The sequence below is a fragment of the Vreelandella massiliensis genome, assembly GCF_900155385.1.
Classification (GTDB): Bacteria; Pseudomonadota; Gammaproteobacteria; order Pseudomonadales; family Halomonadaceae; genus Vreelandella; species Vreelandella massiliensis.
Genome location: NZ_LT699744.1, coordinates 12169 through 37396, shown reverse-complemented (window position 1 = coordinate 37396; position 25228 = coordinate 12169). Strand labels below are relative to the sequence as shown.

The window sequence follows — 25228 nt, the reverse complement described above, 5'->3', positions numbered from 1 at the left end:
GCCAGAATGGAAAATGGCTTATTGCTAACAGACTGTGTCGATGATTTGATCCGCGACAATGGTAATTCCTCCTATTTAGAACCGGGGGGATTACCGCTGTCACCGGAAGGTAAGGTGTAACGGCAAGAATTTGCGCGCAATGGAGCGGTGCTTAAGGCATTAATGATTCCCTAAACGACTGTTATCTGGTCTTGGACAGCCGCCCTTGAGTGGTATCCACCAGTCTTTCGGCCACCTACTGCAGCGTAGGACTGTGAAATGGTTATGACGGCTGGCTTCTAGTTTAAAAGTTGGTTTGCCATGATTGTCGTCGTAATCCCGCTCACCTAGGATAAGTGCTCGACAGCACTATCGCAGACGCGGTTCAGTGTCCGTCCAACACAAGGAGGTGGCTTGGCTTTTCGATTTCAACGCCGTATTACGCTAGCGCCCGGTGTGCGTTTGAATGTCAGCAAGCGGGGCATTGGCTTCTCTGTTGGGCCGCGCGGGGCCAGTGTAAGCGTTGGCCCCAGCGGGGTCCATGCGCATGCCGGCATCCCCGGTACGGGGCTTGCCTATCACACAAAGTTAGATCGAAAACGTTCCTCACCACGCTCGTCCAGTGTCATTGAGCGTTCTGCCACTTCAGCACTTGAAGAACGTATCGGCGAGGGTGAGACGCTCGCGTTCACGCTCAAGGTCGATAGCGAAGGTCGTGTGCACTACTTGTTTGAAGATGGTACGCCCCTTAGCGATGAAGAAGCACGGCTGATTCGTCGGCATGCCGACGCCGCGATACGCGAGCGCTTGGCTCGCCTTTGCGACGAACTGAATGCGGATATCACTCACCTTGGACAACTGCACTGGGAGACGCCTTGCCCCGAGACTCGCGGTTATGTGCCACAGCCTTTTCCGGAAGCGCCACCCACGTCCCCGGAGTTTACCCCTGTTCGCTGGTGGCATCGGCTATGGCCACCTCTCAAGCGCCGCCTTGAATTAGATAATGCGCAGCAAAAAACGCTTTTCGACGATGATTACCGTCAATGGGAGTGGCGCAAGGCAGAATTTGATGCGGAAGAGTTCGCTCGCCAACAGCGTGAAGAGGAGGGCGTGTTCAGTGATATGGCGGCAATGGAGCAAACACTGCGCGAGCGCCTCGAGGAAATCGACTGGCCACGAGAAACGCTGATCGACTTTGACCTCGGTAGCGATGAGCGCACTATCGCGGTAGATATCGAACTACCGGGTGAAAGTGAAATGCCAACGCGTGAATGGACGATGCCGCCCAAAGCGCTGAAACTTAGCCCCAAGCCCCTGAGTGATACACGTCAGCGCAAACTTTACCGGGATTATGTGCATGGTGTGGCGTTCCGCGTGCTGGGGGCGGTGTTTGCGCGGTTGCCAAACGTACAAGAAGCGCGCGTTTCCGGTTATCGCCCTGTGATTGACCCAGCGACAGGTGGTGAACGGGATCAATACCTGTACAGTATCAAAGCCACTCGTGATCAGTGGGCACGCATTCACTTTGATAAGCTTGCTCAGGTCGACCCCGTTGCTGCCGTTGAGGCCTTCACTTTGCGTCGCGATATGACCAAAACCGGCATTTTTCGTGATGTGACGCCGTTTCAGCTGGTGTAGCGGCTTTGTTTCTTGCTCTTCCCTTTATCCGTTCATCCGTTTATCCGATTGTTTACAAGTTTCCCGCGCCGTAGGGCGGTTAAACGTTTCGTTTTAGCTCGGCGTGAATAGCCATTTCACGTGCATGGCGTGCCGCATCCAGATCGTCTAGTGCGGGTATACGCTCTAGCGCCCGGATATACGCGGGCGGTAAGCCGTGTTCTTGCGCCCCAGCAAGTACGTGGTGCTTATACCAGGCGTAAGGGCGCATGCCATGTGCCGTCATTTTGCCCACATACGCCTGCACCTCAAATGGGCGCGATGAGGCGAGATCGGTGACGGTCAGCCAAGTCTCTTCGTAGGCGTGTCCAAGCCCTTCATAAGCATCGAGTGCCGGTTTGTGGTGGGAGGCGACGTCCCAGATCACCCCGTACACAGCCGCCTGCTCGGATGCCGGCACAATGTCACACTTACCCGAACCGTCAGCGCTGCGCTGATGGAACGCCAATCGGTACGCGGGCAGTAGGGCGGTGGTGACAAAGCGTGCTGGAATTCGCGCGGCTAAACGTTGAGTCGACATGTTCGACCCGTAAGCAAAACACAGCATAGGTGGCTCCTTGATAGCGCTATGGGGTAACGCAACGTAATGGCTTAACGCGTGTCGCTAGTCTCTGACGATACTGGCACGTCGCGATAATGGGCTAACACCTGCTCCGCATTGGTCTTTAAGGCTTCCCGCCAGGCGGCCGGAGCGAGCACTTTAACGTTCGCGCCCATGCCCATTAACCACCACAGGGTTTGTTGGTCATTGGGCACTTGAGCGGTGAGTAGGTACGTCTCGCTATTGCCTAACCCCGTCTTATTCATGAGGGCAGCCTGAAAACGAAGATGACGGATGGTGTTCTCTTGAGAAATCAGAACGTTCCGGCAAGAACCTGATTCCAGAGGACCATCCGCCATGGGTGAAAGCGTATCTCCCTGGATTCCGTCCTGCAACGGGTCCATTCGCGTTGAGCTTGATGGCCAGCGCNACCACAAGCGATAGCGGCGCCTTGCTGCTGCGTGAAGCTCTCGACAGCAGCGGTGTCATAGACGCACTGGATGAAAACCTGATCGACCAACGTAACCCGCTGCGCGTCCGCCATTCGCTGGCCAACCAGCTGCGCACCCTCGTGCTGCAGCGTGCGATGGGCTGGATCGATCTCAGCGATACCGACATGCTGCGCCACGACCCGCTCTGGCAACTGGCCTGCAGCGATGCGCGCGGGATGACGCCATTGACGCAGGACCGGCCGTCCCAAGCCACGCTGTCGCGGCTGCTGACGTGCCTTGGACGTAGCGACAACATCGATGCCGTACACGAAGGTTTGCTGCGGTTGGTGGTCTGGCGTCTGACCTCGCTGGAGAAGGGCAAACGCCCGGATCAACTGACACTGGACATCGATGGCCTGCCGATTGAGGTCCACGGTCACCAGGGCGGCTCGGCCTTTCATGGTCATTACGGTGCCCGCATCTACTCACCGCTAGTCGCGTCGTTGGCAGAGACCGGCGACATGGTGGGCGGTTTGCTGCGGGAGGGCAATGCTGGCCCGGCCGAGAATGCCGACACCTGGGTCCCGCATCTGGTACGGCGACTCAACGAGAGCACCGGCGCCCAGGTGCGAGTGCGCATTGACGCTGGCTTCACAGGCAACGCGACACTGGAGGCCTTGGAAGCGCGTGACATTCAGTACTTGGGCCGGCTCCGCAGCCATACAGGTCTACAGCAGCTAGCCGCGCCCTATCTCAAGCGACCCCGTGGCCGGCCACCCGAACAGCCTCGTGAATGGTGTCATGACCTGGAATACCAAGCCGGCTCCTGGTCGTCACCACGGCGCGTGGTACTGGTGGTGCAGGAACGCCCCGATGATCTGTTGCTGCATGCCTTCTTCCTGGTCACCAATCTCAGCAAGTTCCACTGGCCCCCAGAGAAAGTCCTGGCGCTTTACCGTAAGCGCGGCAGTGCCGAAGCGCACATGGGCGAGGTAAAATCAGCCCTCGACGTGCATCTCTCCTCGACGGATCGTGGCGCCTCCACCGTTCAAGACGTGATGGCTCGTAACGAAGTGAGTCTACTGCTGAGCCTCTACGCCTACCAGGTCCTGCATGGCCTGCGCTGTCTTCTGGTGCGACAAACTCGCCAAGGCTGGAGCCTGAGCCGGATGCGCGAGCAGGTGCTCAAGGTCGCTTCCACCCTCTCGCTACATGCTCGACGTATCACCGTTCACCTCGGTGACGCCGCTGAAAAATGGTGGCCCACCTTGCTCAAGGGGCTGCCGAAGCTGACCGCACTGAGCTAATACGGCGATAAACTCATAACTAACGCAAGAACAAGGCGGCCACAACGGGGGCCGGCGGACATGGCTACCTTGATGGCCGGGATCAATGCCTGAAAGTTATAGACAACGAAGATAAGCGCTACACTTGGGCATTAATCTGTGTGTCAACACGCCATCGATACGGCTGCGAAAAACCGAAGCCGGCAACCCATGGCTCCAAAACGCTCAATCGGCACCCTCATGAATGAGGCGGGGTAATGGCTGGCGCGAGAAGCATCTTACAAGCCGTGGCTATGATCATGTGGATACCGTCTCCGCCTCGAATCCTTAGGGGGGCTGTGGCGCTGTATTTGAAAAAAAACCAATAACACATAAAAGGTAAACGGTCCACTAAACACATCTTCTCAGGCTGAATGTTGCCAACCACACTGAGGCTCTCTTTTATTTGGGAGAGCCTCATGAGTCGCGAACTCAACGCTACACAAGCCTTTTGGCTCGGTCATCTTTACCATGCCTCAGTACTGGAGATGCCGCTAAGCCAGTACGCCACGCATCAGGGATTAACGTTAGCCGATCTGCTGGCCTGGGAAGGGCGGCTCAAGGTCCAGGCGTTGCCCGTGCCACCACGCTATCGTCCCGCGCGATTTGTCGAAGTGGCGGTGGCGCCATGATCCGTCCCAGTACCGACTTGAACGTATATCTGTGCCGCGAACCGGTGGATATGCGCAAGCAGATCGACGGACTGGCCTTATTGGTTCAGGAAGCCATGGAGTTGAATCCGTTCGATAAGGCGCTGTTTGTGTTCGGTAATCGGCAGCGTGACAAGGTGAAACTGCTGTTCTGGGAGCGCAATGGTTTTGTGGTGTGGTACAAGCGCCTAGAACGCGAACGTTTTAAATGGCCAACCCACCTGGATGGGGACTCGGTGACACTGAGTGGCCAGGAACTTAACTGGCTGCTGGATGGCTACGACCTGAAAGCGATGCAACCGCATAAAGCACTGAATTTTCAGTCTGTTGGCTGATGTTCTTGCTCCTTTTTTACGGGCGTTTTTGATATACTCTGCGGCATGAAAAACGCCACTGCTTCCGCCCATGACGTCTCTCAACTGCAACGCCAGGTTCAGGCGCTGGAGGAAGAGAACGCGCAGCTGCATCGCCTGATGGAGAAGAAAGAGGCGCAGTGGGAAGCGGCCAAGCAATCCCTGTACGAACAGTTCCGCCTGGCATTGGAGCGCCAGTTTGGTCCCTCCACGGAAAAGTACGGCATCCAACAGGGTGACCTGCTGATCAATGAGGCTGAGCTGGCCGTTGATGAAGAGGACAGTGCGGCGGATGATGAAGCGACGGAGAACGCCGACGCAACGTCATTGGCCGATAACGCTACCGCTCCTGTCAAAAAGCGCCCGCGCGGTGGGCGTGTGGCCCTGCCGCCAGAACTGCCTCGCGTCGAGGTGGTTCATGAGCTAAACGAAGCAGAACGTTGTTGTGCCCAAGACGGAACCGAGCTTAAGGTCATCGGTGAAGACGTCAGTGAAGAGCTTCATGTGGTGCCGGCTCGCGTCGAAGTGATCCGCCATGTGCGGCGCAAATATGCCTGCCCAACCTGCGAAGAAAACGTCAAAACGGCCCCTGCACCGGCCAAACTGCTGCCCAAGAGTAATGCCAGCGCCACCTTGTTAGCCTACGTGGCCACCGCCAAGTACCAGGATGCCTTGCCGCTCTACCGGCAAAGTCAGATCTTTGCCCGACACGGCGCGGAGATCCCGCGCAACACGCTAGCCCGCTGGATGGTGCAAGCCGGTGAGCGCCTCACCCCGCTCATTGAGACACTGCGCCAACACCTGTTAACAGCGCCTCTGATCCACATGGATGAGACCACCCTCCAGGTCAACCAGGAAGAGGAACGCAAGGCCAGTGCCAAATCGTACATGTGGGTACAACGAGGTGGGCCGCCTGGCCAGCAGGTGGTGCTGTTCGGCTATGCCCCCAGCCGTGCGGGAAGCGTGCCCATGCGTCTGCTGGGCCACTATGCCGGTTGCCTAGTGACCGATGGCTATGAAGGCTACGCCGAGGTGGTGCGACGTAATGGCATCACCCACGCCGGTTGCTGGGCACATGCAAGACGCAAGTTCATCGAGGCCCAGAAAGTACAGCCAGCCGGTAAAACCGGCAAGGCTGACTGGGCACTGAACCAGATCAGCAAGCTCTATGGTGTCGAAAAACAAGCCAAAGCGTTGGCGCCAGAAGCACGTCAGGCTTTACGCGAACAGAAGAGCCGTCCACTGGTCGCTCAGCTACGCACCTGGCTCGATAAGTCCCTGGCGCAAGTGCTGCCCAAAAGCGCGCTGGGTAAGGCGTTGCATTACCTGGATAGCCAATGGCCGCGCCTGACCCGCTTCCTTGAGGACGGCAGAATCCCGCTGGACAACAACCTGGCCGAAAACGCTATCCGCCCCTTCGTGGTGGGGCGTAAAAACTGGCTGTTCAGCCACACACCGAGCGGCGCTCAAGCCAGCGCGGCAATCTACAGCCTGATCGAAACCGCCAAGGCCAATGGCCTCTCACCCTACGACTACTTGCAGTACGTCTTCGAAACGCTGCCCACGCTCAATGATGACGAGCTCACTACGCTGCTACCCTGGCACTGGAAGAAAACGTTACCCGACTGAGCGATGCCTGCCCAGATGTGGTTAGTGGATCGTTTACGGGTCTTCAAACCGGCTCAGTGCGCCAGTGATTGACGTAATACGGGCTTCACGCGGGCTATATTCACCGCGTACCAAGCCCAGCTCGATGATGCTATCCGCCTCTGTATCAAGCCCAGTGGTTTCCACGTCGGCCACGACGAAAGGCCGTTCGTCACCGGCGGGCGGGTGTAGCGTCACTGGAAAAGTGGCATCACTTTTGGTTAACGGTACGCGTTCAAGCAGCCGGTAGTCGTCGGGGCTGGCCTCAATGTGGGGAATATCTTCTAGGGGAAATGCCTCGGGTAATGACATACCGGTCTCGCTTGCAGGTTGAACGGTGGCGCTGGGATCGAGCCTACCCGTTAAGGTTAGCACCGTCGTCCAGCAGTTTCTGGATACGATCGACCAAGATACGCCGTTTTCGCCAGGCATAAGGGCAGAGGCGTAGCCTTGGAGTCAGCTCCAGTTGAAGCCCCCCATGCTGGCCCCGGTTGCAGATATTGTTGCGTCCATGGCCATGAAAAATAGGGTGCGGACGGCTTTTTACACCCGCGCAGTTCAACACGTTTTCCATCTGTTGACACAGTTCAACGTTATCGCCTCCGGTATAGGCAACAGTGCCTCGGCCCATGCAGCCGTGAAGTGTTACCACGACAGCGGAACGGTCCGCCAATGCCAAGGCAACGGGCTCATCAAACGCCGTGCTAGTGATGTGTAAATCCCAGTTGTGGCGCTTCTTGTCTCCACTGAAGCTGTAATAGTTGAACCTCTTACCTGCGATTCGTTTTGCCAGGGAGGAGGTGCCAGGCTCGATTTTGCCGCCGTGAATGGCCATGATGGTGATCGGCGAGCCCCGATCGGCATACGTAATCGAAAATGCCCCATTGGGTTGCTCGCATGCCAGCGCCGAAAAGTTGCTGTAGCGGTCTCCGCGGTGGCGAATCCACCCCTTTCGACGTAGCCAAGTGGTTACATGCTCAAGCATGGATTGCCTATGCTTTGTCACCATTCCCCATCCTCGATACGCATCTCGCCCTGAGTTCCTGCGTTGTAGAGGTAACACCACGCCTCACCATGCTGAGTGGGAAAAACAGCACGATCGTAAAGCCCTTCGCATGGTGCATGCGTGACGTAACCTTCCAGCTGATCCAGTAAAGCCAAGTGTTCGACATTGATCGCGTAAATCTCAACGACCGCGCCGGTTGACGCTTCCACTTTGGCACCGGGGTAAGGGCCAAGGTCATAGAGGGTGAGGGACGTAAGGCGGTCATGTCCAACCAGGATAGCGCCTTCAAGCCAATGATGGTTGTGGCAGCCTTGCTTGAGCGTGCCGTACACGGCGACGCGAGGGCAGCGATCTATATCGCGTTGTAAGTGATCCATGAGCTTATTTTCTCCGTTTCAATTAGTGCGCGAAATTTCCCAGCTCTGTATCTCGTTATCCTGCTGCATTAGCAGGGTATCCACCTCGTTACATCGCAGTACGGCCTTTTTTTCGCGACGCTATTTCAGCAAGCAACCCGAATTTTCTTCTGTCCCCCCAGCGAATTTATCTAGCATGCCGCTGGTGTGAACGTCGGTCAATTTGCTGTCCAAGCGCTTGAAAAGGCACTTCGGCAAGGCGATTTTGTCGCTATCGGGCAATCCGTGAAGGCATAGGCGGCCGTGCTTGTGGCAGCTCAATCGCTTCACGGTGCTCTCAAGTCCAGGACGGTTATTCAGCCACTCCATAGGCACTCGGGCATGGTAGGCACGTTATGCTATGCCTTTTGTGCCAGGGTAAACGCGGCCGTTTTTTCTAGCTTATTGCAGTGGTGCGACGTCATCTGTCGTATTGTGGGTCATCGCTGATTAAGCGCTGAACATGCCGCCATTTTGCGCTAAAACGTGACGAAGCTGGTGGCTGTCATCCAGCGTTGTGGTGAGTCGGTAGTGACCGTTGCCAAGCGGTGTCAGTATTTGGTTGTGACCCATCGGGCGTTCAAAAAGCATCTCTGCCACCTCGCGAGATACCACCATTTCGATAGGTTGCTGCCCACCGGTGCCGAGTACCTCTTGTTGGGCAAGGTCGGGATCCCTCGTCCGCCCGGTGGCAAGGCCGATGCATTGAGCATGAGTGACACGGTGCAATGGGATTTTGCACAACCGCGCCTCAGCGCTTTCGGCTTTAGGGTGTTCGGCAAGTAGGTACATCACTTCTTCTAGCAGCAATAAGCGAAGTGGCACTAAGCCTGTTAGCGTCTCAGCGCCATCCAGAGTATCTCGTGTGAGCCTCAAGGCTTGGCCTTCCATAAGGGCCTGCTCGACAGTGAGTTGAATGGCCTCTGGTGCGGTAGGCGGTACCGGGCGAAGCGAATCGGGTAAGTAGCGGATTAATGCCCGGTAATGATCGAGTCGAATATCCGGTGCATGCGCCAAGGTGCCATGGGCTTGCTCCCACCATTTTTGTAGACGTTGCATGACGCTACGGGGCAAGCGGCTATGGGCCTGTTGTTCGAGTACCACCAGTGCCATCGCAATATCGGCATCATTGAGCAACACCTCGGGGATAAGGCCGCGCCGCGAACGCAGGGACCAGTAGGTAGTTCGCCCGTTATCACCTCCGCCGTCCTCACTGATAACCGCTTGGGGAAAGGTATCGGCAAGATGCAGAAGATCCCGCTCGTAAGTGCGCTTACTCGCCGGGAAGTGATCCGACAGCTTTTGGTAGAGCTCACTTACCGTGATGGGGCCGTGGGGGGGAACAAGGTGGCATAAAATCGCCCACTGCCGTGCGAGCTGAGACATACGCGTTGTCCTTTCGTAGCTGTGTACCTACCTTCAGGGTATCAAGCTATTGGGTCTGTTAGAGAGTTGCTGGCGCGATTGAGAACATTTTGCTTTCACGTTATGGCTATTTTTCCTTGTGGCAACGATAGGCAGTTACCCGTGCTAAAGTGAAGAAAGTTTTCCTTTTCAAGGTGCTATTCGATGGAGCGCTTTTTTAATAACGCCGGCCCAACTAAGCCAGACAAGCATTATCATATTGATCCGCTGATGCGTGTCGACTGGGAAGAGATTGAAGCGCTGATCGCGCAAGAGCGCTACTTCGTGTTGCACGCGCCGCGCCAGACGGGCAAGACCACCACGCTGTTGGCGATGATGCAGGCGCTCAATGAAGAAGGTCGCTATGCATGTGCTTACGCCAATATCGAAGGCGCCCAAGCCGCTCGGGGAGACGAAGAAAAAGGCATGCGGGCAGTGTGTGATGCGGTGATCAATGCCATTCAGCTCTATCTTGATGAGGATGCACTGGTCACGTGGTATGAAGCCAAGCAATACACAATTTCGCCCCAGCAGCGACTGACTAGATTACTGCAGATGTGGACACAGCATGCCACTAAACCTACCGTTCTGTTTCTCGACGAAGTCGATGCCTTAGTCGGGGATACGCTGATATCGCTTCTGCGACAAATCCGTGCGGGGTACGCCCAGCGGCCCAACGCCTTCCCCCAGTCGATCATTCTATGCGGTGTACGCGACGTGCGCGATTACCGCATGCACCAGGAGGGCGCGGAGGTGATCACCGGCGGCAGCGCCTTCAACATCAAGGCCGAATCGCTGCGCATGGGCAACTTCTCCTATGAAGAGTGCGAGCAACTTTGGTGTCAGCATACCGAAGCCACCGGGCAGCCTTTGGACCCGGCGATTTTCCCGGAGCTATGGGAAGACACCCGAGGCCAGCCTTGGCTGGTCAACGCCTTGGGTTACGAGCTGACCTGGCGCTTCAGGCCCGCCCGCGATCGCACGCGCCTGCTCACGCTGGAGGATTACCGCGCCGCGCGTGAGACGCTGATTCAATCCCGCACCACGCACCTGGATCAGCTCACCGACAAGCTGCGCGAGCCGCGCGTGCAGCGGGTGATGAGTGCGTTACTTACCAGCGAAGAGAGTGTCGATATTGATGCGATCAAGCCGGACGACCAGCAGTATGTCGAAGACTTGGGCCTGATCGAGACGTACCCGTCCCTGCGTATCAGTAACCGTATCTATCGCGAAGTCATCCCGCGCGATCTTACCTGGATCATGCAGACGCGCATTCCCAATCAGGAGCAGGCCTGGTACCTCACTCCTGAACGTCGGCTGGACGTGCCCAAACTGCTGGCAGGATTTCAGCAGTTTTTCCGCGAGCACGCCGAGAGTTGGCTGGAGCGCTTTCAGTATAAAGAAGCCGGGCCGCAGCTTGTGATGCAGGCATTTTTGCAGCGCATTATCAACGGCGGCGGGCGTATCACGCGCGAATATGGCCTGGGGCGCAAGCGCATCGACTTATTGATCGAGTGGCCGCTGAGTCAGGCGCAAGGCTTTAACGGCCCGGTACAGCGGGTGGTGATTGAGCTCAAAATTCAACGCGACAGCCGGGAGGCCACCGTAGCGAAGGGCGTCGCGCAAACAGCCGGTTATGCGGACCAAGTGGGTGCCGATGAAGCCCATCTTGTGGTGTTCAACCGCGCAGACGATGTGCCATGGGAAGAGAAAATCTGGCAGGGCACTGAACACCACGGCGATAGGCCTATCCACACTTGGGGCGCTTAAGCCATCCATGTTAACTGCGACATGGAACGTCGCACCGGCCCGTTAAGCTGTTATCTCGATATCAGCAACGGGAGGCGAATATGGACCCACTAACGCTGGATAGCAATGGCGGCACCGCCCTCATCGGGCCGTGCGGTAATGCCGAGAAAGGCACGCGATTAGTGCTCGCTGAACCGAATTTGCGCGCGCTGGATCTTCATGAGGACGGTCAGCTGGAAGTGCTGGATTTACGCGGCTGCGGTGCGCAAGACTACCTGCATCTACAGTTAAATCAGTTGCCTAACCTGCGCGAGATTCATCTGCCAGCGCTTTCCAAAGGCGCGATCGTCCACTTGTTTAGTCTGAGTATGCCACGCACGCTTATGGTACATGGCGTGGTGTATGAGCTGGATGCGGATTGGCAAACGGATATACTGCGGCTCACGTCAGAACAGGCGCCATGGAAGGGCGTACGGCTCCTTGGCCATGAGGCGAAAACCCACGATATGGCATTACGTTGGGGTTGGTCATGTCCGAGTAACTTGAGCAAACCCTCCCCGGTAGCGACGCCTAGCCCATTGCCGCTCACTGTCGTCATCAATCCAACCATTCTGCCATCGGCGCTCCACCTTTCTGGTGAGGGTGAGTGGTTGATTACGGATGCCTCCCCATTAACGCAGCTCGTGATCGATGGGCCCCAGCGTGTGCGAATGAACAAAGCTACCGCTCTAGAAACGCTGAGTATGCACACGCTTGGCGTATGCGAAACACAAGGTTTAGAGGCGCTGACCGAGGTGAAGGGGGCGTTTGCCCGATCGCGCCAAGCGCCTTCTGAGCGTGCTCCCATGCCACTGCGTCACGGTTCACGTAAACACCTGACGCTGCGCGGCAATATGAAAAACCTCAAGCTGACCGACGCCTGGGATCATGTGCAGCTGCATGCGCCGCGACTTGAACGTCTTACTGTGAGCTGGGCCAAGCACCTGGCACTTTATCACTGCGATGCGCTAACTGACGTCGCGCTACCCGACGGACTGCCCGTGGACTGTTACGGCAGTGTGCCAACACCGCTTTTGCACCAGGCGCGCTTTTTTATCGATGAAGCCACGCTAAAGCAGAGCCTAAAGCGGCTGGAAGCGGGCGAAATCGACTTGCTCGAAGGCGTACTCAACGTGCTGTCCCAGCGCTATGCACCGCAGGCCGCATTTCATAGCCTAACCACGCTGTTGCATCTGGCGAAACAAGGCATGGCGCTCGACGCGCTTTGGCAGTGCCGGCGAACGTTGAGTGCCTGGCACCGTCAAGGGGGGCGCAAACGCAAGCGTCCCAGCCTGCGTGACGGCGACTATCAGCGTGTTGACACGCGTTGGGGGTGGGAGTTTCCAGCGGATCGCTTGGATGAAGGGTTAAACGCCGACCTTCAGTTGTGGGCGCTATGTGCCTCCGAAAGCGAACACGCGAAAGCCTTTCGAAAAACGCTGCTTAAGGAGGCAATGAAGCGCAATAATCTGGGATATTTTGTGCGTGCCGCCACGGCGGAAAACGCCCATCCCGCATTGATCGCGCTAATGCATGAGGTGTTGGTCTCGCTTTACGGCAGCGGACAATGGCCTCAGCTGTCGTTGCCCGCTATGCAAAAAGGCACTGCGCGTTATCTGCCGCGCTTGCTAAAGGAGGAAAGCCTTGATCAAGCCCAGCGTCAGGCCGTTTTGCACGCCATTGCTGAAATGACACCCTGGGCCAGCTTGCCCCAACAACTCGCAGAGTTACTTCAAATGTACCCAGGTCCCGTACGCGCGCTATTGATGACGCTTGCACGCCAATCGGATGACTGGTTTCAGTGGCGCCTGCCAGGGTTTCCCACTTCGAAAAACATTCGTGAAGTCCAACAGCAGTTTATGCAGCTCGCGTTGATGCCGCCTTCTGCGGCGGTGCAAACGGCGGTGGCCATGGGGCAAGAAGTCATACAGGAAGATAACGATGATGACATGTTGGCATTTCCGCCTGTTATCCGTCATCAGCTAAGGCAGCGGCAGCCAGCCTCAGGCGGACGTTAAACGCCTTACGTTACCACTGAGCGGATTTTTTGCACTGTTTGACAATGTGGTGGCGCTGCTGCTGCAAGCGAGGCCAGGCATTCTTGGGTAACCCCGCTTCTGCCACTGCATGCTGTATATCGGTGGAGTCAACATGCTCGGAGAGCCTCATGCGCATGTGTTCGATTTCACGCTTAATGAAGGGATAGCTCAGCTGGCAAGCATCGGCGAAAGCTTGCCAGTCGCGGGTCAAAAGCTGCATGGCGTTGTATTGCTCACCAATGGAGAAGGCGAGCCGAGGATCGTATCCCAGTACTATCGTACCCACGAGATCGTAGGCCGGCGCTATACGCCATTTGCCTTTTTCATTTTGCAGTAACGACACATTTTTTGCATGACCGTCGCTGTTACCCACCAAGACGTTGAATATTTGCCAACGCAGCAGCTGTTGGAGGGAGCGTGCCGGCGGCTTGCATATTTCTCGGAGTGCTTGGATGCAATCAGCGAAGGTCGGGCCGCCATGTTCTTGGTATTTCCGTGTGCGGGATATGCCCATGGCCTGGCATAGGTCTTCTTGGTGAATACGCTTAAAAACGTCTCCCTCTTTTTGGCGGTCGTAGCGCTCAATGATAAGCAAGGGATAGCGGTCGACATAGCGTACGTATGTTTTGGGGCAGTCGAGACCCACTAACGCCGCAAGCGTATTGAGGTAGAGCTCATTAAATATCACTTGCTCACGGCCTTCTACGGCAAACTTGATGATATGGGATGAGGCTGTGGTTCCTCTGGGCAGATAGAAGGCCTCATCGAGCCAAACCACCGGAATCTTATCTTGTGCCCCCGCGAGGGAAAGGCGCGGCTTGGCCGTTGTGGAAGTTTCCTTGAACAATGTGTAGCGCTGCTTAAATGCAGCCCACTGATGCAATTTGTCCTGGGAAAATGGCACAACATCTTCTGAAGAAAGTGTAGCGGAGTCAGGTGCATGGCCGGGTGGCAAAATCGTGAGTGCGCCGGCACAATCGCCCCCGATGGCGGCAAGCAATGAGAAGTCGTCATCGGGGATACCGAGTTGGCGTATCAAGGCGGTCCGTGCTTGCTCTTCAGGGAGCAAATTGCCGAACCAGTGATGAGCCGTCAGCGTTTCAGGCGGCCATGTGCGCTGGCTAAACGGTAGGCTGTTAGAGATGGCATGGCCATGACGTTGCCAATCTTCTTCATATTCAAACCCCATCAATCGACCGTCTTCACCGCGCCATAAAGTGCCAACGCGGCGCTCTGCGTACCATACGCTTAACGTATCGTGATTCATGCGTTGATATCCGTCGGTAGGGCGAAGAGCTCAACACCTAACGTTTCCAGTACGCGCAAGACTCGCCCCATGCCACAAGACTGCCGCCCGTTTTCCAGTTCGCTCAAAAAGCGAATGCTGACACCGCAGAGCCCCGCCAGCGTTTCCAACGTCAGCCCTTGGCGTTTACGTGCCTGGCGGATGATCAAGCCAAGACGTTCAGCAGTATCGATTGGCTGACACGCTTGACCCATTGAGGAAATAGAGGGATGCATGGAGGGCTCCGGATTTTCCTTAAGGGGAAATTAATGAGGATGACACAGCCATGATAGCCAAATTTTCCCTATAGGGAAAATTTTGAAGGCGATAAACCTGAAAAGCAAATTTTATCCCGTTAGGGAAAGTCGATGCTTGCGACATCGATTGTCGCATTCGCAGATTAAGCTAGACATATCGACTATCGCGCCAGGAGGCTCTTTATGTACGCGACACCCGATCAGGCGATGACGCTTTTATCCCACCAGGCCCAGCAGTTGGCGCATACGCCGGCACTTGCCGAGCAATTACCACCGGTCATGCTATGGGGCGCACCCGGGGTGGGCAAAAGCGCGATTGTACGCAAGGTGGCTGAGGAGCAAGGCATAGGTTTTATCGATATCCGTCTAGCGCAACGTGAGCCTGTGGACTTACGCGGCTTGCCTGTTCCTGATAATGAACGTGGCGTTGTGGATTGGCTGCTCGCGGGGGAGTGGCCCCGTGATCCCAATAGCCGAGGTATTTTGTTGTTTGATGAGCTCACTGCCGCGGATCGTAGCCTTCAGGTGGCGGCTTATGAGCTGATTCTCGACCGACGCCTGGGCGATCTTTATCGCCTGCCTCCCGGCTGGCTGGTGGTCGCGGCGGGTAACCGCCTAGAGGATCGCGCCGTTGCACAGACGTTTTCCAGTGCGCTGGCCAACCGTTTTTGCCATCTCAACCTCACGCCCGATCTGGATAACTGGACCCGTTGGGCGCGTTCGGAAGGATTGCATCCTGAGGTCATCGCTTTTTTACGTTTTCGTCCCGAGTGTTTCTTTTCCATGGAAGGGGCCGTCGAACAGGGCTGGCCCAGCCCGCGCAGTTGGGCGCGTGTTGCGCAGTCACTTCGTCAAGCGGACTCTCTGCCAGCTGATGTTCAGGCGCTGATAGTGCATGGCTTGGTGGGTGAGGGCGCCGGTACGGAATTTCTGGCTTTCCGTGACTGGGCGCTCAAACTCCCGGATATCCCCGCCATGCTTGCCGGTAAAGTGCCGATCCAAATTCCTGAACGGGCGGATCAACGTTATGCGTTCTGTGCGGGGTTGGCGCATGCGCTATGGAAAAATATTGAAGCTGATGAGCTTGAAACACCTAGCACTCAGCAGCGCCTGGCGCGTTTCTTTGCCATTAGCCGGGGGCTCACGGCCGACTTTGCTACGCTGGCACTTCTGGACGCGCTGCAAGGCCCAGACGACGTGACTACGCAAGCGCGCACCCTGGCGCTTCTAGGGCATCCTGATTTTTCTGCCTGGAGCGAGCAGCATGGCGAGGTGTTTCAGCAGCACCTAAGCGCGCAGATGGGGCTGTCATTTGCGGCGGAAATGCCCACGGATCAAGCGGATGCATCGTCTAATGCCTAATGCGCCTATCCAAACGGAAGCCCAGGCTCAAATGCCTTTCGCCCCGCGTGCGCCTAATGCCGAGGAGCAGCATCTAAAGAAGCGGATGCAGCAACTGTGCGAAGCCGACCGGGCCTGGCTGCTCACGTTCCAACCGTTTACTGCCAAGCTACTGATGCAGCTGAGGCTTGCTGCTGTAGTGGATGATCGGCTTCCTACCGCAGGAACTGACGGGGAAAGTATTTTCTTTAACGCGGCGTTTATGGCGGGGCGTAGTCACGAGGATCGCCGTTTCATTCTGGCACATGAGGTATGGCACTGTGCGCTGGGGCATCATCGCCGCCAGCTTAGCCGAGCGCATGAACGCTGGAATCATGCATGCGACTACGAAATTAACGCTTTGCTCAAGGAGGAGCTCGGCCATTGCCCGAAAGATGCCCTGTTTGATCGATGTTTTCATGGACAGTCGGCCGAGCAGATCTATGCCCTTCTCGGTCAAAAGAGTCGCCGTCTGCGCGGTTATGTGCTGGATATTCACGATGTGCAACAGGCCCTGCAGGCGCAGGCCGGTGACGTGCATGATCCCGATTTCATGCCCCGCCCAGTATCGGCGGAAAATGCGCGCGCCTGGCAGCAACGCCTGGTCGCTACGGCCCAGCAGCACGAGCGACAGCAGGGAACCTTACCCGGGCATGTGGCGCGTCTGGTGGAGCGCCTACGCAAGCCGGTGATCCCCTGGCAACAGGTGCTGGCGCAATTTATTAAGCAAACGTTGAGCGGTAATCGACAATGGCTCCCGCCATCACGACGGCATATATATCGGGGGCTTTATTTGCCCAGCCAGCGCAGTCAAACATTGTCATTGGCGGTGGCGATTGATACCAGTGGAAGCTGTCAGCGAGATTTGCCGCATTTTTTGAGTGAACTGGTTGGCATCCTTGGCGCATGTGACCGTGTCACGGTTAACGTCATGGAGTTCGACACGCGAATCACCCAGCAGCGTCAATTACATGAAGGTCAGCTCCATGAACTCAGCCAGTGGCAGTGTTGTGGGGGAGGGGGGAGCGATGTGCGGCCGGTATTTACTGCCTTGGAAGTCTCACCGCCTGAGCTACTGGTGGTGTTTACCGATGGCTTTATTACCGTACCTGAAACATCTCCTTTTTATACCGTTATATGGTGCCTCGTGAAAGATGGTCGAACACCGGCGGAGTGGGGGATAAAAGTCACTTTATCTACTTAGTCAAATCTCGTAAACCCTCGCCCAGTGAAGGGCGAGCGGTCACTGTTCAGCTATTTATCGGGGGAGGTCAGTGATGACATTCCGGTAAGCTGAAGCGTAACGCTTGGCGTCTTCCCGTGCGCGATGCGGTGTTGGGCTGTTTCTGATAATCCCGCCTCATTCATGAGAACGCCGATTGAGCATTTTTACAGCCCCGGGTTGCCAGCTTCGGTCTTCAGTAGCCGTATTTATGGCGTGTGCATCTGCTGACTAATGCTCCAATGGTGATCTTAACTCAGCTATTTATAACTTTCTGGCATTGATCTCGGCCATCAGGGTAGCCATATCCGCCGGCCACCGTTGTGGCCGCCTTGATCTTGCCTCAGTCAGTATCGCCGGAAGGTCAGCTTAGCGCAGTCAGCTTCGGCAGCCCTTTCAGTAAAGTGGGCCACCATTTGTCAGCAGCGTCACCGAGGTGAACAGTAATGCGCCGAGCGTGCCGTGAGATAGTGGCAGCGACCTTGAGCACCTGCTCGCGCATCCGGCTCAGGCTCCAGCCTTGGCGGGTTTGCCGCGTGAGTAGGCAGCGCAGGCCATGCAGGGTCTGGTAGGCGTAGAGGCTCAGTAGCAGACTCACTTCGTTGCGAGCCATCACCTCCTGAACAGTAGAAGCGCCGCGGTCGGTCGAGGAGAGATGTACGTCGAGTGCTGACTTCACTTCGCCCATGTGCGCCTCGGCGCTGCCGCGTTTGCGGTAGAGCGCCAGGACTTTCTCCGGCGGCCAGTGGAACTTGTTGAGGTTGGTGACCAGGAAGAAGGCATGCAGCAGCAGATCATCGGGACGTTCCTGCACCACCAGCACCACGCGCCGTGACGACGGCCAGGAACCGGCTTGGTACTCCAGGTCGTGGCACCACTCCCGAGGTTGCTCGGGTGGCCGGCCCCGTGGCCGTTTCAGGTACGGCGCTGCCAGCTTCTGCAGTCCCGTGTGACTGCGCAGTCGGCCCAGGTACTCGATGTTGCGGTCTTCCAGGGCCTCCAGCGTGTCGTTGTCGGTGAAGCCAGCGTCAATGCGCACTCGCACCTGGGCGCCGGTGCTCTCGTTGAGTCGCCGTACCAGATGCGGGACCCAGGTGTCGGCATTCTCGGCCGGGCCAGCATTGCCCTCCCGCAGCAAACCGCCCACCATGTCGCCGGTCTCTGCCAACGACGCGACTAGCGGTGAGTAGATGCGGGCACCGTAATGACCATGAAAGGCCGAGCCGCCCTGGTGACCGTGGACCTCAATCGGCAGGCCATCGATGTCCAGTGTCAGTTGATCCGGGCGTTTGCCCTTCTCCAGCGAGGTCAGACGCCAGACCACCAACCGCAGCAAACCTTCGTGTACGGCATCGATGTTGTCGCTACGTCCAAGGCACGTCAGCAGCCGCGACAGCGTGGCTTGGGATGGCCGGTCCTGCGTCAATGGCGTCATCCCGCGCGCATCGCTGCAGGCCAGTTGCCAGAGCGGGTCGTGGCGCAGCATGTCGGTATCGCTGAGATCGATCCAGCCCATCGCACGCTGCAGCACGAGGGTGCGCAGCTGGTTGGCCAGCGAATGGCGGACGCGCAGCGGGTTACGTTGGTCGATCAGGTTTTCATCCAGTGCGTCTATGACACCGCTGCTGTCGAGAGCTTCACGCAGCAGCAAGGCGCCGCTATCGCTTGTGGTGCGCTGGCCATCAAGCTCAACGCGAATGGACCCGTTGCAGGACGGAATCCAGGGAGATACGCTTTCACCCATGGCGGATGGTCCTCTGGAATCAGGTTCTTGCCGGAACGTTCTGATTTCTCAAGAGAATACCATCCGTCATCTTCGTTTTCAGGCTGCCCTCATGAATAAGACGGGATAATATTTCCCAATCGTGTCGCTCGCTCGGCGCCTAATGCACCATATAGCTGGTAAACATCAGCCAACTGGAACGAAGGCTCTATGCCCGCAGCTTTGAATAGTCGATCGAGCCAGAAACCATCAAATGCCAGCGCGTCACAGAAGACAGTCTCAACACCTAGCATCTCTTCTAGCCGTTTAACTGCTTCGTCCACGGAGACGCCTTCCTCCTGAAGTTGCTCGCGTGTGATGCCATGCAGGGATTCGGCATCCTCATCCCAATACGTCCACTGGGGAAGAGGGCAAATCAGGAAGGCGTCGCTATTACCGAGAGTATCGGCCCAGCCGATTTCGATAGGGTAGCTATCTGGCTGCTTTAAGCCGGAGGCCTCAATATCGATAAAGGTAATGAAATCAGGTGGCGCAGAAGCCTGGCTATTTGACACAATTGTTCCCGCACTTCGCTGATTATTTGGTGACGCATCCAACTCTGGTTCACTTTCAGAGCTTGTCATCATGGTAGGGCTAACACTCTTAAAGCTATTAGCGTTTGAAGTGGGGGAGCTTGCGACTTTTTGAGCTATAAGTTCTCCCCAACTGAGCCAGACGATTACTTGAGACTTCCATCGCTTTGCATGGTTATAAGTGCCGATTAGCTTAGGTGGCGCGTGGGCTAGCATGGTTTCTACTAGAAATGGATCCGCCATAAGAACTTCTGTTGCTTGTGTAGCAAAGCTACGCCGTAAGTCGTGGACCGTAAAATGATGTAGATGGTTTAGCGGCGCGGCCACATTGTGTTCTTTGCTGCTTCGACCCTGTAGTCGAGCAATGGTAGTGCTTAGGCTGTCTGGATGAATGGGATTACCAGTTCCTTGGGTGGAGGCAAAGACGAACTCCCCCACGCCTAGATGGCGCTGCTCGTCTAGGAGCTTAAGTGCTAGGGGGCTGAGGTATACTTGATGCTGGCGGCGGGACTTGGTGCGTTCAGCGGGAATTGTCCAGATATCCTTTTTGATTTCATCCCAGCGCATGGACGCTACCTCTCCACGGCGTGCACCCGTCAAAATTAAAAGCTTAAGCGCATTGGCAACGGGAATACTTAGTACGGCTGTAGTTGCTTTGCCTTCCGTATCTGCACGCGCATCGTCTATTGCCTGCCACAGCTGGTGCAATTCTGACAATGATAAGTAACGTTTACGCGGTGGAGATGCAGAGGCCGCAATATCAGAGGGCGTTAGCCCATCAGTCGGATTTACTTCAATTTGTTCACGTATTTGGCAATAACGTAGTAACTGACGAAGTAGATTAAGGCTATGGCGCGCCTCTACTTTGCCTTTTTTTGACGCTTGTTCCAGCACGTCGATAATCAAGCGCCGGGATACATCACGAACATAAAAATCGGCCAGCAGTGGCGCAAGGTTACGACGCCAGCGCCCCCGTTGTTGCGATACCGTCTTGGCGGTAGGTGGTTGCTGCTGTTTTCGGCCGGGTGTTTGTTGATAGTGCTCTATCCAGCGTTCAAAGGCATTTCGCATTGTCCAAGCGGACAAGTTATTAGCTTTTTCAGACGCGCGCTGTTTACGTGGATCCAGCCCTTTTTTTACTAATTCAACGGCAGTGGCGTGTTCTTCTCTGGCACGCTTTAATGTCATGGCAGGATAGCTGCCCAACATCATTTCACGCTGTTGCCCGCCAAGATTGAAACGATACATCCAAAGTTTCGTGGATTTGCCCGCGCGTGCTTCCAACGACAAACCAGCGCCATGTTTTGACTTCACGGCGCGGCGTGCCTTCAACCTGCCCTCCGGGAGTGCGAAAGCAGAGACTTCTGCCGGGGTGGTTATTGCCTTCTTGGTACCCACTTCGGGTTCCCCTATTGGTTCCCCTAGATTTGCACAGTATAGCGTGGTATCAAGTAAGACACAAAAAGACAAAAAATATCTTAAATATATGATTTTTAAGTTTTTTATGAGTGGGCATAGGTACGTTTGATAATGCATAAAACGTACTGAAATCCCGCTCCTAAGCGGCAGGTCGCAGGTTCGACTCCTGCCAGGGACGCCAAGTAAGTCAAAGCGTTATTTGCGTTTCGATCCTTCCACTGTATTACGTCTAGCAGCATGTGCCGAGAGCTTCGGCATCTACGGCATCCGCATTGCCTATCGCGGCTCATACCATGCCGTAACGCGGCCGCTTACCCCCTTCGAACGATAGGCTGCTACGCTGAAAGTCAGCACCTTTGAACCGAGCGTTTCTTTGCTCGGAATCGATATCCGATACGGAGCTGGCAATGCAGACGTCTATCTCGCCTCCCGATACCCCCATGACCGTTCGGCTGATCGTGAACGAAGAGCCCATCACCGTCGACGTTTTGCCGCAGGCCGTCCTACTCGACGTACTGCGCGAACAGTTGCAACTCGGTGGCACCAAGAAGGGGTGCGATCATGGGCAGTGCGGTGCCTGTACGGTGCATGTCGATGGCCGCGCAATGAATGCCTGCCTGCGCCTGGCGGTGATGTGCGAGGGCCAATCGATCACCACCATCGAAGGGCTTGCAAGAAAAGGCAAACTGCACCCGGTTCAGGAGGCCTTCCTCGTCCATGACGCCTATCAGTGCGGCTACTGTAGCCCAGGGCAGATCATGTCGGCCGTGGCGCTGCTTGAGGACCCGAATGCCGCCACCGACGATGCCGCGATACGCGAGGCGATGAGCGGTAATCTCTGCCGTTGTGGTGCCTACCGCAATATTCAGGCTGCCATCGCCGATGCCCGCCGCCATCTCGAAAGCCAGGCATCACGGGAGGGCGATCACCTATGAGACCCTTCGCCTTCTCACGCGCCGACAGCATTGAGAGCGCCGTGCAGCACTACCAGGCCGAACCGCACAGCACCTTCGTGGCCGGTGGTACCACGCTTCTCGACCTGGCTAAGCTCGATGTGATGCGTCCTTCACGGGTGATCGACATCAACGATCTGCCGCTGAAGGAAGTCGAGCGGCTAGAGGATGACCGCCTGCGCATTGGCGCTCTGGTGACCAACGCTAATCTAGCCCGCCACCCCGACGTAAAACAGGATTACCCGCTGCTGGCACAGGCGATTATGGCCGGCGCCTCGACCCAGGTGCGCAACATGGCGACCACCGGCGGCAATATCATGCAGCGCACGAGGTGCCCCTATTTTCGCGATGTGGCGGCGGCCTGCAACAAGCGCGCACCGGGCAGCGGCTGTGACGCTATCGACGGCATCAACCGCATGCATGCCGTGCTCGGCGGCAGCGAATCCTGCGTGGCCGTCCACCCGTCGGATATGTGCGTGGCGCTGGCCGCCATCGGTGCCACGCTCACCCTGCAAGGCCCGGACGGTGAGCGCGAGATCGATTTCGCCGACTTCCACTATCTTCCCGGTACCACGCCGCACCGGGAGCACGCGCTCGGTGAAGGTGAGCTGATCGTCGCGGTGACCCTGGACCCGCCACTGCGGCCGCTGGGGACGGCCTATACCAAGCTTCGGGACCGCGCTTCCTACGAGTTTGCCCTGGCCTCAGCCGGGGCCATGCTCTCGCTGGACGACGGGATGATCGGCGAAGCACGCCTGGCGCTGGGCGGCGTGGCCACGCGGCCATGGCGCTGTCACGAGGCGGAGTCACTCCTCGTTGGCCGACGTGCCGATGAGGCCGCCTTCAAGGAGGCGGCGGATACCGCCCTTGCCGAGGCAAAGCCGCTTTCTCACAACGCCTTCAAGATCACGCTGGCACGTCAAGCCATCGTGCGCGCCCTGCGCGACGCCCGGGAGAGACACTCATGAGCGAGATAAACGACCCCACCGTCGTCGGTCATCGGACGCCACGCATCGACGGTGAAGACAAGCTGACCGGACGCGCCACCTATACCGTCGACTGGCATGCCACCGGGATGCTGTACGGCTATCCGGTGTCCGCTACCATCGCCCATGGCACCCTTGAGGCGCTGGAGCTTGATGAAGCACGTGCCATGCCTGGCGTGGTGGATATCCTTCACCACCGACATTTTCCTCGGCTGCATCGCAGCCCCAATAGCATGAAGCACGGCGATCAGGTCAGCGAGGTGCGTCTGCCCTTCGAGGACGAGCGTATCTATTACCATGGCCAGTACATCGCCCTGGTAGTGGCCGAAACCTTCGAACAGGCGCGAGCCGCCGCCTTCTGCGTTCGCGCCCGCTACCGGCATGAAGACGATGCCAAGCCCGGCCTGCTGGCAAGCGGTGCCGAGGGCGAAACGGTCGGCCACTACTCCCGTGGCGACCCCGACACTGCTTTTGCCTCGGCCGAGGTGACCCATGATGCCACCTACAGCATCGCCGCCGAGAGCCATGTGCCGCTTGAGCCGCACGTCACCCTGGCGCAGTGGCGCGATGGCGAGCAGCGCCTGATCGTACATGAGTCGACCCAGGGCGTCTTTTATGAGCGCAATGCCTTGGCCCGCATCTTCGATATGCCCGTGGAGCGGGTCGAGGTGATCTCCCACTACATCGGCTCGGGCTTCGGTAACAAGCTCTTCATGTGGCCCCATGCGGTGGCGACCGTGGCGGCGGCACGTATGACCGGTCGCCCGGTCAAGACGGTGCTGCCGCGTCAGCAGGATATGATGAACACAGGGCACCGACCGGCCTCGTGCCAGCGCATCCGCCTGGCGGCTGAGCGGGATGGCCAGCTGATGGCAATCCACCACGACAGCACCAGTGAGACGTCGCTGATTGATCGCCACGTCGACGGCTGCGGTGGGGCCACGCCGAGTGCTTATGACTGTGCCAACGTGGCCACCCGCCAGCGCCTGTTGGCGGTCAACCACGGCACGCCCTGTCCGATGCGCGCCCCGGGCGAGGTATCCGGCATCTTCGCCTTGGAGTGCGCCATCGACGAATTGGCCCTGAAACTGGACATGGATCCGTTGGCACTGCGTCTGCGCAACTATGCCGATCACGACCCCCAGCGCGATCTGCCATGGTCGAGCAAACAGCTTGATGTCTGCCTGAAGAGCGCAGCCGAGCGGTTTGGTTGGGCGGCGCGCGACTCGCGCATCGGCGCGATGCGCGAAGGAGACGAAATCATCGGTTACGGCATGGCTTCGGCGACTTGGTTCGCCGGTCGCCAGCACTGTGAGGCACGGGTGGAGATCCGTGCCGATGGCTCGCTGCTCGCCGCCTGCGGGACACAGGACATCGGCACCGGCACCTATACCATCGTTGCTCAGACAGTAGCCGAGCTCACTGGCGTGCCAGTGGCCAGCATCGATGTGCGGCTTGGCGAGACAAGCCTGCCCGCCGGGCCGCTCTCCGGCGGCTCGATGACCACGGCAACCGTCCTCCCGGCGGTGGCTGCCGCGACTCGCGATGCCTTGGATGCTCTAAAAGAAGTCGCTATTGGCCCAGGTAGCCACTTCGCGGGTTACAAGCGCGCGTCGCTGGAGGTCAAGGAAGGGGCCCTGATCGCCGAGGAGAAACGCTGCGGTTTTGCCGAGATCCTTGCCCGACACCGCCTTGGCAGCGTCTCCGGTCAGGGCAGCGCCGCGCCTGGCGGTGAGCGGCGCGAGTACAGTTTTCGCTCCTTCGGCGCGCACTTCGTGGAGGTTCGCTGGGATCCAGGGATTTCGCGGCTGCGCGTCGCCCGGGTGGTGAGCAGTATCGACGTCGGCCGCGCTGTCAACCCGCTTGCCGCGCGCAACCAGGTGGAGGGGGCGATTACGATGGGCATCGGCATGGGGCTGCTGGAGCGACTTGAGTATGATCCACGCGACGCACGCATGATCAACGCCAACCTCGCCGACTATCGGATGCCGGTGCATGCCGACATGCCGGAGGTCGATGTCGAGCTGCTCGACTATCCCGACTTTCGCTTTAACGAGTTTGGCGCCCGCGGTATCGGCGAGATCGGCTTGACCGGTATCGCTCCGGCGATCGCCAACGCCGTTTATCACGCCACTGGCAAGCGAATCCGCGACCTGCCGATCACCATCGAAGCACTGTTGGATTAAAACTGCGGGA

At 57.4% G+C, this 25228-nt stretch carries 21 protein-coding genes and 1 pseudogene; 12 read left to right on the top strand and 10 right to left on the bottom strand.

Annotation, left to right across the window (positions count from 1 at the left end; translation table 11 throughout):
• The first annotated feature begins 393 nt into the window (after positions 1-393).
• Positions 394-1617 (top strand): DUF4236 domain-containing protein, encoded by a 1224-nt coding sequence (locus BQ9846_RS00160; RefSeq protein ID WP_075878622.1) that lies wholly within the window; start codon positions 394-396, stop codon positions 1615-1617.
• Positions 1618-1696: 79 nt separating this feature from the next.
• Here the strand turns inward: BQ9846_RS00160 and BQ9846_RS00155 are convergent, their stop codons facing one another.
• Together BQ9846_RS00155 and BQ9846_RS16860 are read right to left on the bottom strand one after the other, a co-directional pair.
• The gene (locus BQ9846_RS00155; protein ID WP_075878621.1) at positions 1697-2203 is read right to left on the bottom strand and encodes a gamma-glutamylcyclotransferase family protein; all 507 of its coding nucleotides are present in this window, start codon (positions 2201-2203) and stop codon (positions 1697-1699) included.
• A 44-nt stretch (positions 2204-2247) separates the two neighbouring features.
• The gene (locus BQ9846_RS16860) at positions 2248-2463 is read right to left on the bottom strand and encodes a WCX domain-containing protein (RefSeq protein WP_235818877.1); all 216 of its coding nucleotides are present in this window, start codon (positions 2461-2463) and stop codon (positions 2248-2250) included.
• A gap of 91 nt (positions 2464-2554) precedes the next feature.
• On the opposite strand from BQ9846_RS16860, the pseudogene BQ9846_RS00145 reads away from it, so the two are divergent.
• The 4 genes and pseudogenes from BQ9846_RS00145 (at position 2555) to tnpC (ending at position 6585) form a co-directional block, all read left to right on the top strand.
• Positions 2555-3935: pseudogene (locus BQ9846_RS00145) on the top strand (IS1380 family transposase).
• Positions 3936-4372: 437 nt separating this feature from the next.
• Positions 4373-4585, top strand: a complete 213-nt coding sequence (locus tag BQ9846_RS00140) for a hypothetical protein (RefSeq protein ID WP_075878619.1) — start codon at positions 4373-4375, stop codon at positions 4583-4585.
• Entirely contained in the window at positions 4582-4938 is a 357-nt protein-coding gene (gene tnpB, locus BQ9846_RS00135) for an IS66 family insertion sequence element accessory protein TnpB (protein ID WP_075878618.1), read from the top strand. The genes BQ9846_RS00140 and tnpB overlap by 4 nt, the downstream gene beginning before the upstream one ends.
• A 45-nt stretch (positions 4939-4983) precedes the next feature.
• Positions 4984-6585: an IS66 family transposase gene (gene tnpC, locus BQ9846_RS00130; RefSeq protein WP_075878617.1), complete on the top strand. Its 1602-nt coding sequence runs from the start codon at positions 4984-4986 to the stop codon at positions 6583-6585.
• A gap of 33 nt (positions 6586-6618) precedes the next feature.
• Here tnpC and BQ9846_RS00125 read toward each other — a convergent pair whose 3' ends face one another.
• The 4 genes from BQ9846_RS00125 to BQ9846_RS00105 form a co-directional block, all read right to left on the bottom strand.
• On the bottom strand, positions 6619-6915 hold the full coding sequence (locus tag BQ9846_RS00125) for a hypothetical protein (protein ID WP_075878616.1): 297 nt from the start codon (positions 6913-6915) through the stop codon (positions 6619-6621).
• Between the two features lie 43 nt (positions 6916-6958).
• Positions 6959-7588, bottom strand: a complete 630-nt coding sequence (locus BQ9846_RS00120) for a poly-gamma-glutamate hydrolase family protein (RefSeq protein WP_159437896.1) — start codon at positions 7586-7588, stop codon at positions 6959-6961.
• Between the two features lie 17 nt (positions 7589-7605).
• Positions 7606-7986, bottom strand: a complete 381-nt coding sequence (locus BQ9846_RS00115; RefSeq protein WP_075878614.1) for a gamma-glutamylcyclotransferase family protein — start codon at positions 7984-7986, stop codon at positions 7606-7608.
• Positions 7987-8454: 468 nt separating this feature from the next.
• The gene (locus BQ9846_RS00105; protein WP_075878612.1) at positions 8455-9390 is read right to left on the bottom strand and encodes a WYL domain-containing protein; all 936 of its coding nucleotides are present in this window, start codon (positions 9388-9390) and stop codon (positions 8455-8457) included.
• 183 nt (positions 9391-9573) lie between these two features.
• Between BQ9846_RS00105 and BQ9846_RS00100 the strand changes: the two genes are divergently transcribed.
• On the top strand, positions 9574-11178 hold the full coding sequence (locus BQ9846_RS00100) for an AAA family ATPase (protein ID WP_075878611.1): 1605 nt from the start codon (positions 9574-9576) through the stop codon (positions 11176-11178).
• A gap of 80 nt (positions 11179-11258) precedes the next feature.
• Positions 11259-13214, top strand: a complete 1956-nt coding sequence (locus tag BQ9846_RS00095; RefSeq protein ID WP_075878610.1) for a hypothetical protein — start codon at positions 11259-11261, stop codon at positions 13212-13214.
• 10 nt (positions 13215-13224) lie between these two features.
• Here the strand turns inward: BQ9846_RS00095 and BQ9846_RS00090 are convergent, their stop codons facing one another.
• Positions 13225-14502, bottom strand: a complete 1278-nt coding sequence (locus tag BQ9846_RS00090; protein WP_075878609.1) for a type II toxin-antitoxin system HipA family toxin — start codon at positions 14500-14502, stop codon at positions 13225-13227.
• The gene (locus tag BQ9846_RS00085) at positions 14499-14756 is read right to left on the bottom strand and encodes a helix-turn-helix domain-containing protein (RefSeq protein WP_210433157.1); all 258 of its coding nucleotides are present in this window, start codon (positions 14754-14756) and stop codon (positions 14499-14501) included. Before BQ9846_RS00085 ends, BQ9846_RS00090 begins: the two co-directional genes overlap by 4 nt.
• Positions 14757-14960: 204 nt before the next feature.
• On the opposite strand from BQ9846_RS00085, the gene BQ9846_RS00080 reads away from it, so the two are divergent.
• Positions 14961-16139, top strand: a complete 1179-nt coding sequence (locus BQ9846_RS00080) for an ATP-binding protein (RefSeq protein WP_075878608.1) — start codon at positions 14961-14963, stop codon at positions 16137-16139.
• Positions 16120-17361 carry a vWA domain-containing protein gene (locus tag BQ9846_RS00075; protein WP_083651433.1) on the top strand — a complete coding sequence of 414 codons (1242 nt, stop codon included), beginning with the start codon at positions 16120-16122 and terminating at the stop codon, positions 17359-17361. Before BQ9846_RS00080 ends, BQ9846_RS00075 begins: the two co-directional genes overlap by 20 nt.
• A gap of 382 nt (positions 17362-17743) precedes the next feature.
• On the opposite strand, the gene BQ9846_RS00070 is transcribed toward BQ9846_RS00075, so the two are convergent.
• Together BQ9846_RS00070 and BQ9846_RS00065 are read right to left on the bottom strand one after the other, a co-directional pair.
• Positions 17744-19123 (bottom strand): IS1380 family transposase, encoded by a 1380-nt coding sequence (locus BQ9846_RS00070; RefSeq protein ID WP_075878607.1) that lies wholly within the window; start codon positions 19121-19123, stop codon positions 17744-17746.
• An 89-nt stretch (positions 19124-19212) separates the two neighbouring features.
• The gene (locus tag BQ9846_RS00065) at positions 19213-21072 is read right to left on the bottom strand and encodes a tyrosine-type recombinase/integrase (RefSeq protein ID WP_075878606.1); all 1860 of its coding nucleotides are present in this window, start codon (positions 21070-21072) and stop codon (positions 19213-19215) included.
• A 428-nt stretch (positions 21073-21500) separates the two neighbouring features.
• On the opposite strand from BQ9846_RS00065, the gene BQ9846_RS00060 reads away from it, so the two are divergent.
• Genes BQ9846_RS00060 through BQ9846_RS00050 form a run of 3 tightly spaced genes read left to right on the top strand, consistent with a single transcriptional unit; the run spans position 21501 to position 25218 of the window.
• Positions 21501-22028, top strand: coding sequence for a (2Fe-2S)-binding protein (locus BQ9846_RS00060; protein WP_075878605.1), 528 nt, complete (start codon positions 21501-21503; stop codon positions 22026-22028).
• Positions 22025-23014, top strand: a complete 990-nt coding sequence (locus BQ9846_RS00055; RefSeq protein ID WP_075878604.1) for an FAD binding domain-containing protein — start codon at positions 22025-22027, stop codon at positions 23012-23014. Before BQ9846_RS00060 ends, BQ9846_RS00055 begins: the two co-directional genes overlap by 4 nt.
• Positions 23011-25218, top strand: coding sequence for a xanthine dehydrogenase family protein molybdopterin-binding subunit (locus BQ9846_RS00050; protein WP_075878603.1), 2208 nt, complete (start codon positions 23011-23013; stop codon positions 25216-25218). The genes BQ9846_RS00055 and BQ9846_RS00050 overlap by 4 nt, the downstream gene beginning before the upstream one ends.
• Positions 25219-25228: the final 10 nt, after the last annotated feature.

What these genes read in the sequence shown, in the direction of transcription:
- BQ9846_RS00155 (WP_075878621.1), bottom strand. Translation starts at nt 2,203, where the DNA reads ATGCTGTGTTTTGCTTACGGGTCGAACATGTCGACTCAACGTTTAGCC.
- BQ9846_RS16860 (WP_235818877.1), bottom strand. Translation starts at nt 2,463, where the DNA reads ATGAATAAGACGGGGTTAGGCAATAGCGAGACGTACCTACTCACCGCT.
- BQ9846_RS00140 (WP_075878619.1), top strand. Translation starts at nt 4,373, where the DNA reads ATGAGTCGCGAACTCAACGCTACACAAGCCTTTTGGCTCGGTCATCTT.
- tnpB (WP_075878618.1), top strand. Translation starts at nt 4,582, where the DNA reads ATGATCCGTCCCAGTACCGACTTGAACGTATATCTGTGCCGCGAACCG.
- tnpC (WP_075878617.1), top strand. Translation starts at nt 4,984, where the DNA reads ATGAAAAACGCCACTGCTTCCGCCCATGACGTCTCTCAACTGCAACGC.
- BQ9846_RS00125 (WP_075878616.1), bottom strand. Translation starts at nt 6,915, where the DNA reads ATGTCATTACCCGAGGCATTTCCCCTAGAAGATATTCCCCACATTGAG.
- BQ9846_RS00120 (WP_159437896.1), bottom strand. Translation starts at nt 7,588, where the DNA reads ATGCTTGAGCATGTAACCACTTGGCTACGTCGAAAGGGGTGGATTCGC.
- BQ9846_RS00115 (WP_075878614.1), bottom strand. Translation starts at nt 7,986, where the DNA reads ATGGATCACTTACAACGCGATATAGATCGCTGCCCTCGCGTCGCCGTG.
- BQ9846_RS00105 (WP_075878612.1), bottom strand. Translation starts at nt 9,390, where the DNA reads ATGTCTCAGCTCGCACGGCAGTGGGCGATTTTATGCCACCTTGTTCCC.
- BQ9846_RS00100 (WP_075878611.1), top strand. Translation starts at nt 9,574, where the DNA reads ATGGAGCGCTTTTTTAATAACGCCGGCCCAACTAAGCCAGACAAGCAT.
- BQ9846_RS00095 (WP_075878610.1), top strand. Translation starts at nt 11,259, where the DNA reads ATGGACCCACTAACGCTGGATAGCAATGGCGGCACCGCCCTCATCGGG.
- BQ9846_RS00090 (WP_075878609.1), bottom strand. Translation starts at nt 14,502, where the DNA reads ATGAATCACGATACGTTAAGCGTATGGTACGCAGAGCGCCGCGTTGGC.
- BQ9846_RS00085 (WP_210433157.1), bottom strand. Translation starts at nt 14,756, where the DNA reads ATGCATCCCTCTATTTCCTCAATGGGTCAAGCGTGTCAGCCAATCGAT.
- BQ9846_RS00080 (WP_075878608.1), top strand. Translation starts at nt 14,961, where the DNA reads ATGTACGCGACACCCGATCAGGCGATGACGCTTTTATCCCACCAGGCC.
- BQ9846_RS00075 (WP_083651433.1), top strand. Translation starts at nt 16,120, where the DNA reads ATGCATCGTCTAATGCCTAATGCGCCTATCCAAACGGAAGCCCAGGCT.
- BQ9846_RS00070 (WP_075878607.1), bottom strand. Translation starts at nt 19,123, where the DNA reads ATGGGTGAAAGCGTATCTCCCTGGATTCCGTCCTGCAACGGGTCCATT.
- BQ9846_RS00060 (WP_075878605.1), top strand. Translation starts at nt 21,501, where the DNA reads ATGCAGACGTCTATCTCGCCTCCCGATACCCCCATGACCGTTCGGCTG.
- BQ9846_RS00055 (WP_075878604.1), top strand. Translation starts at nt 22,025, where the DNA reads ATGAGACCCTTCGCCTTCTCACGCGCCGACAGCATTGAGAGCGCCGTG.
- BQ9846_RS00050 (WP_075878603.1), top strand. Translation starts at nt 23,011, where the DNA reads ATGAGCGAGATAAACGACCCCACCGTCGTCGGTCATCGGACGCCACGC.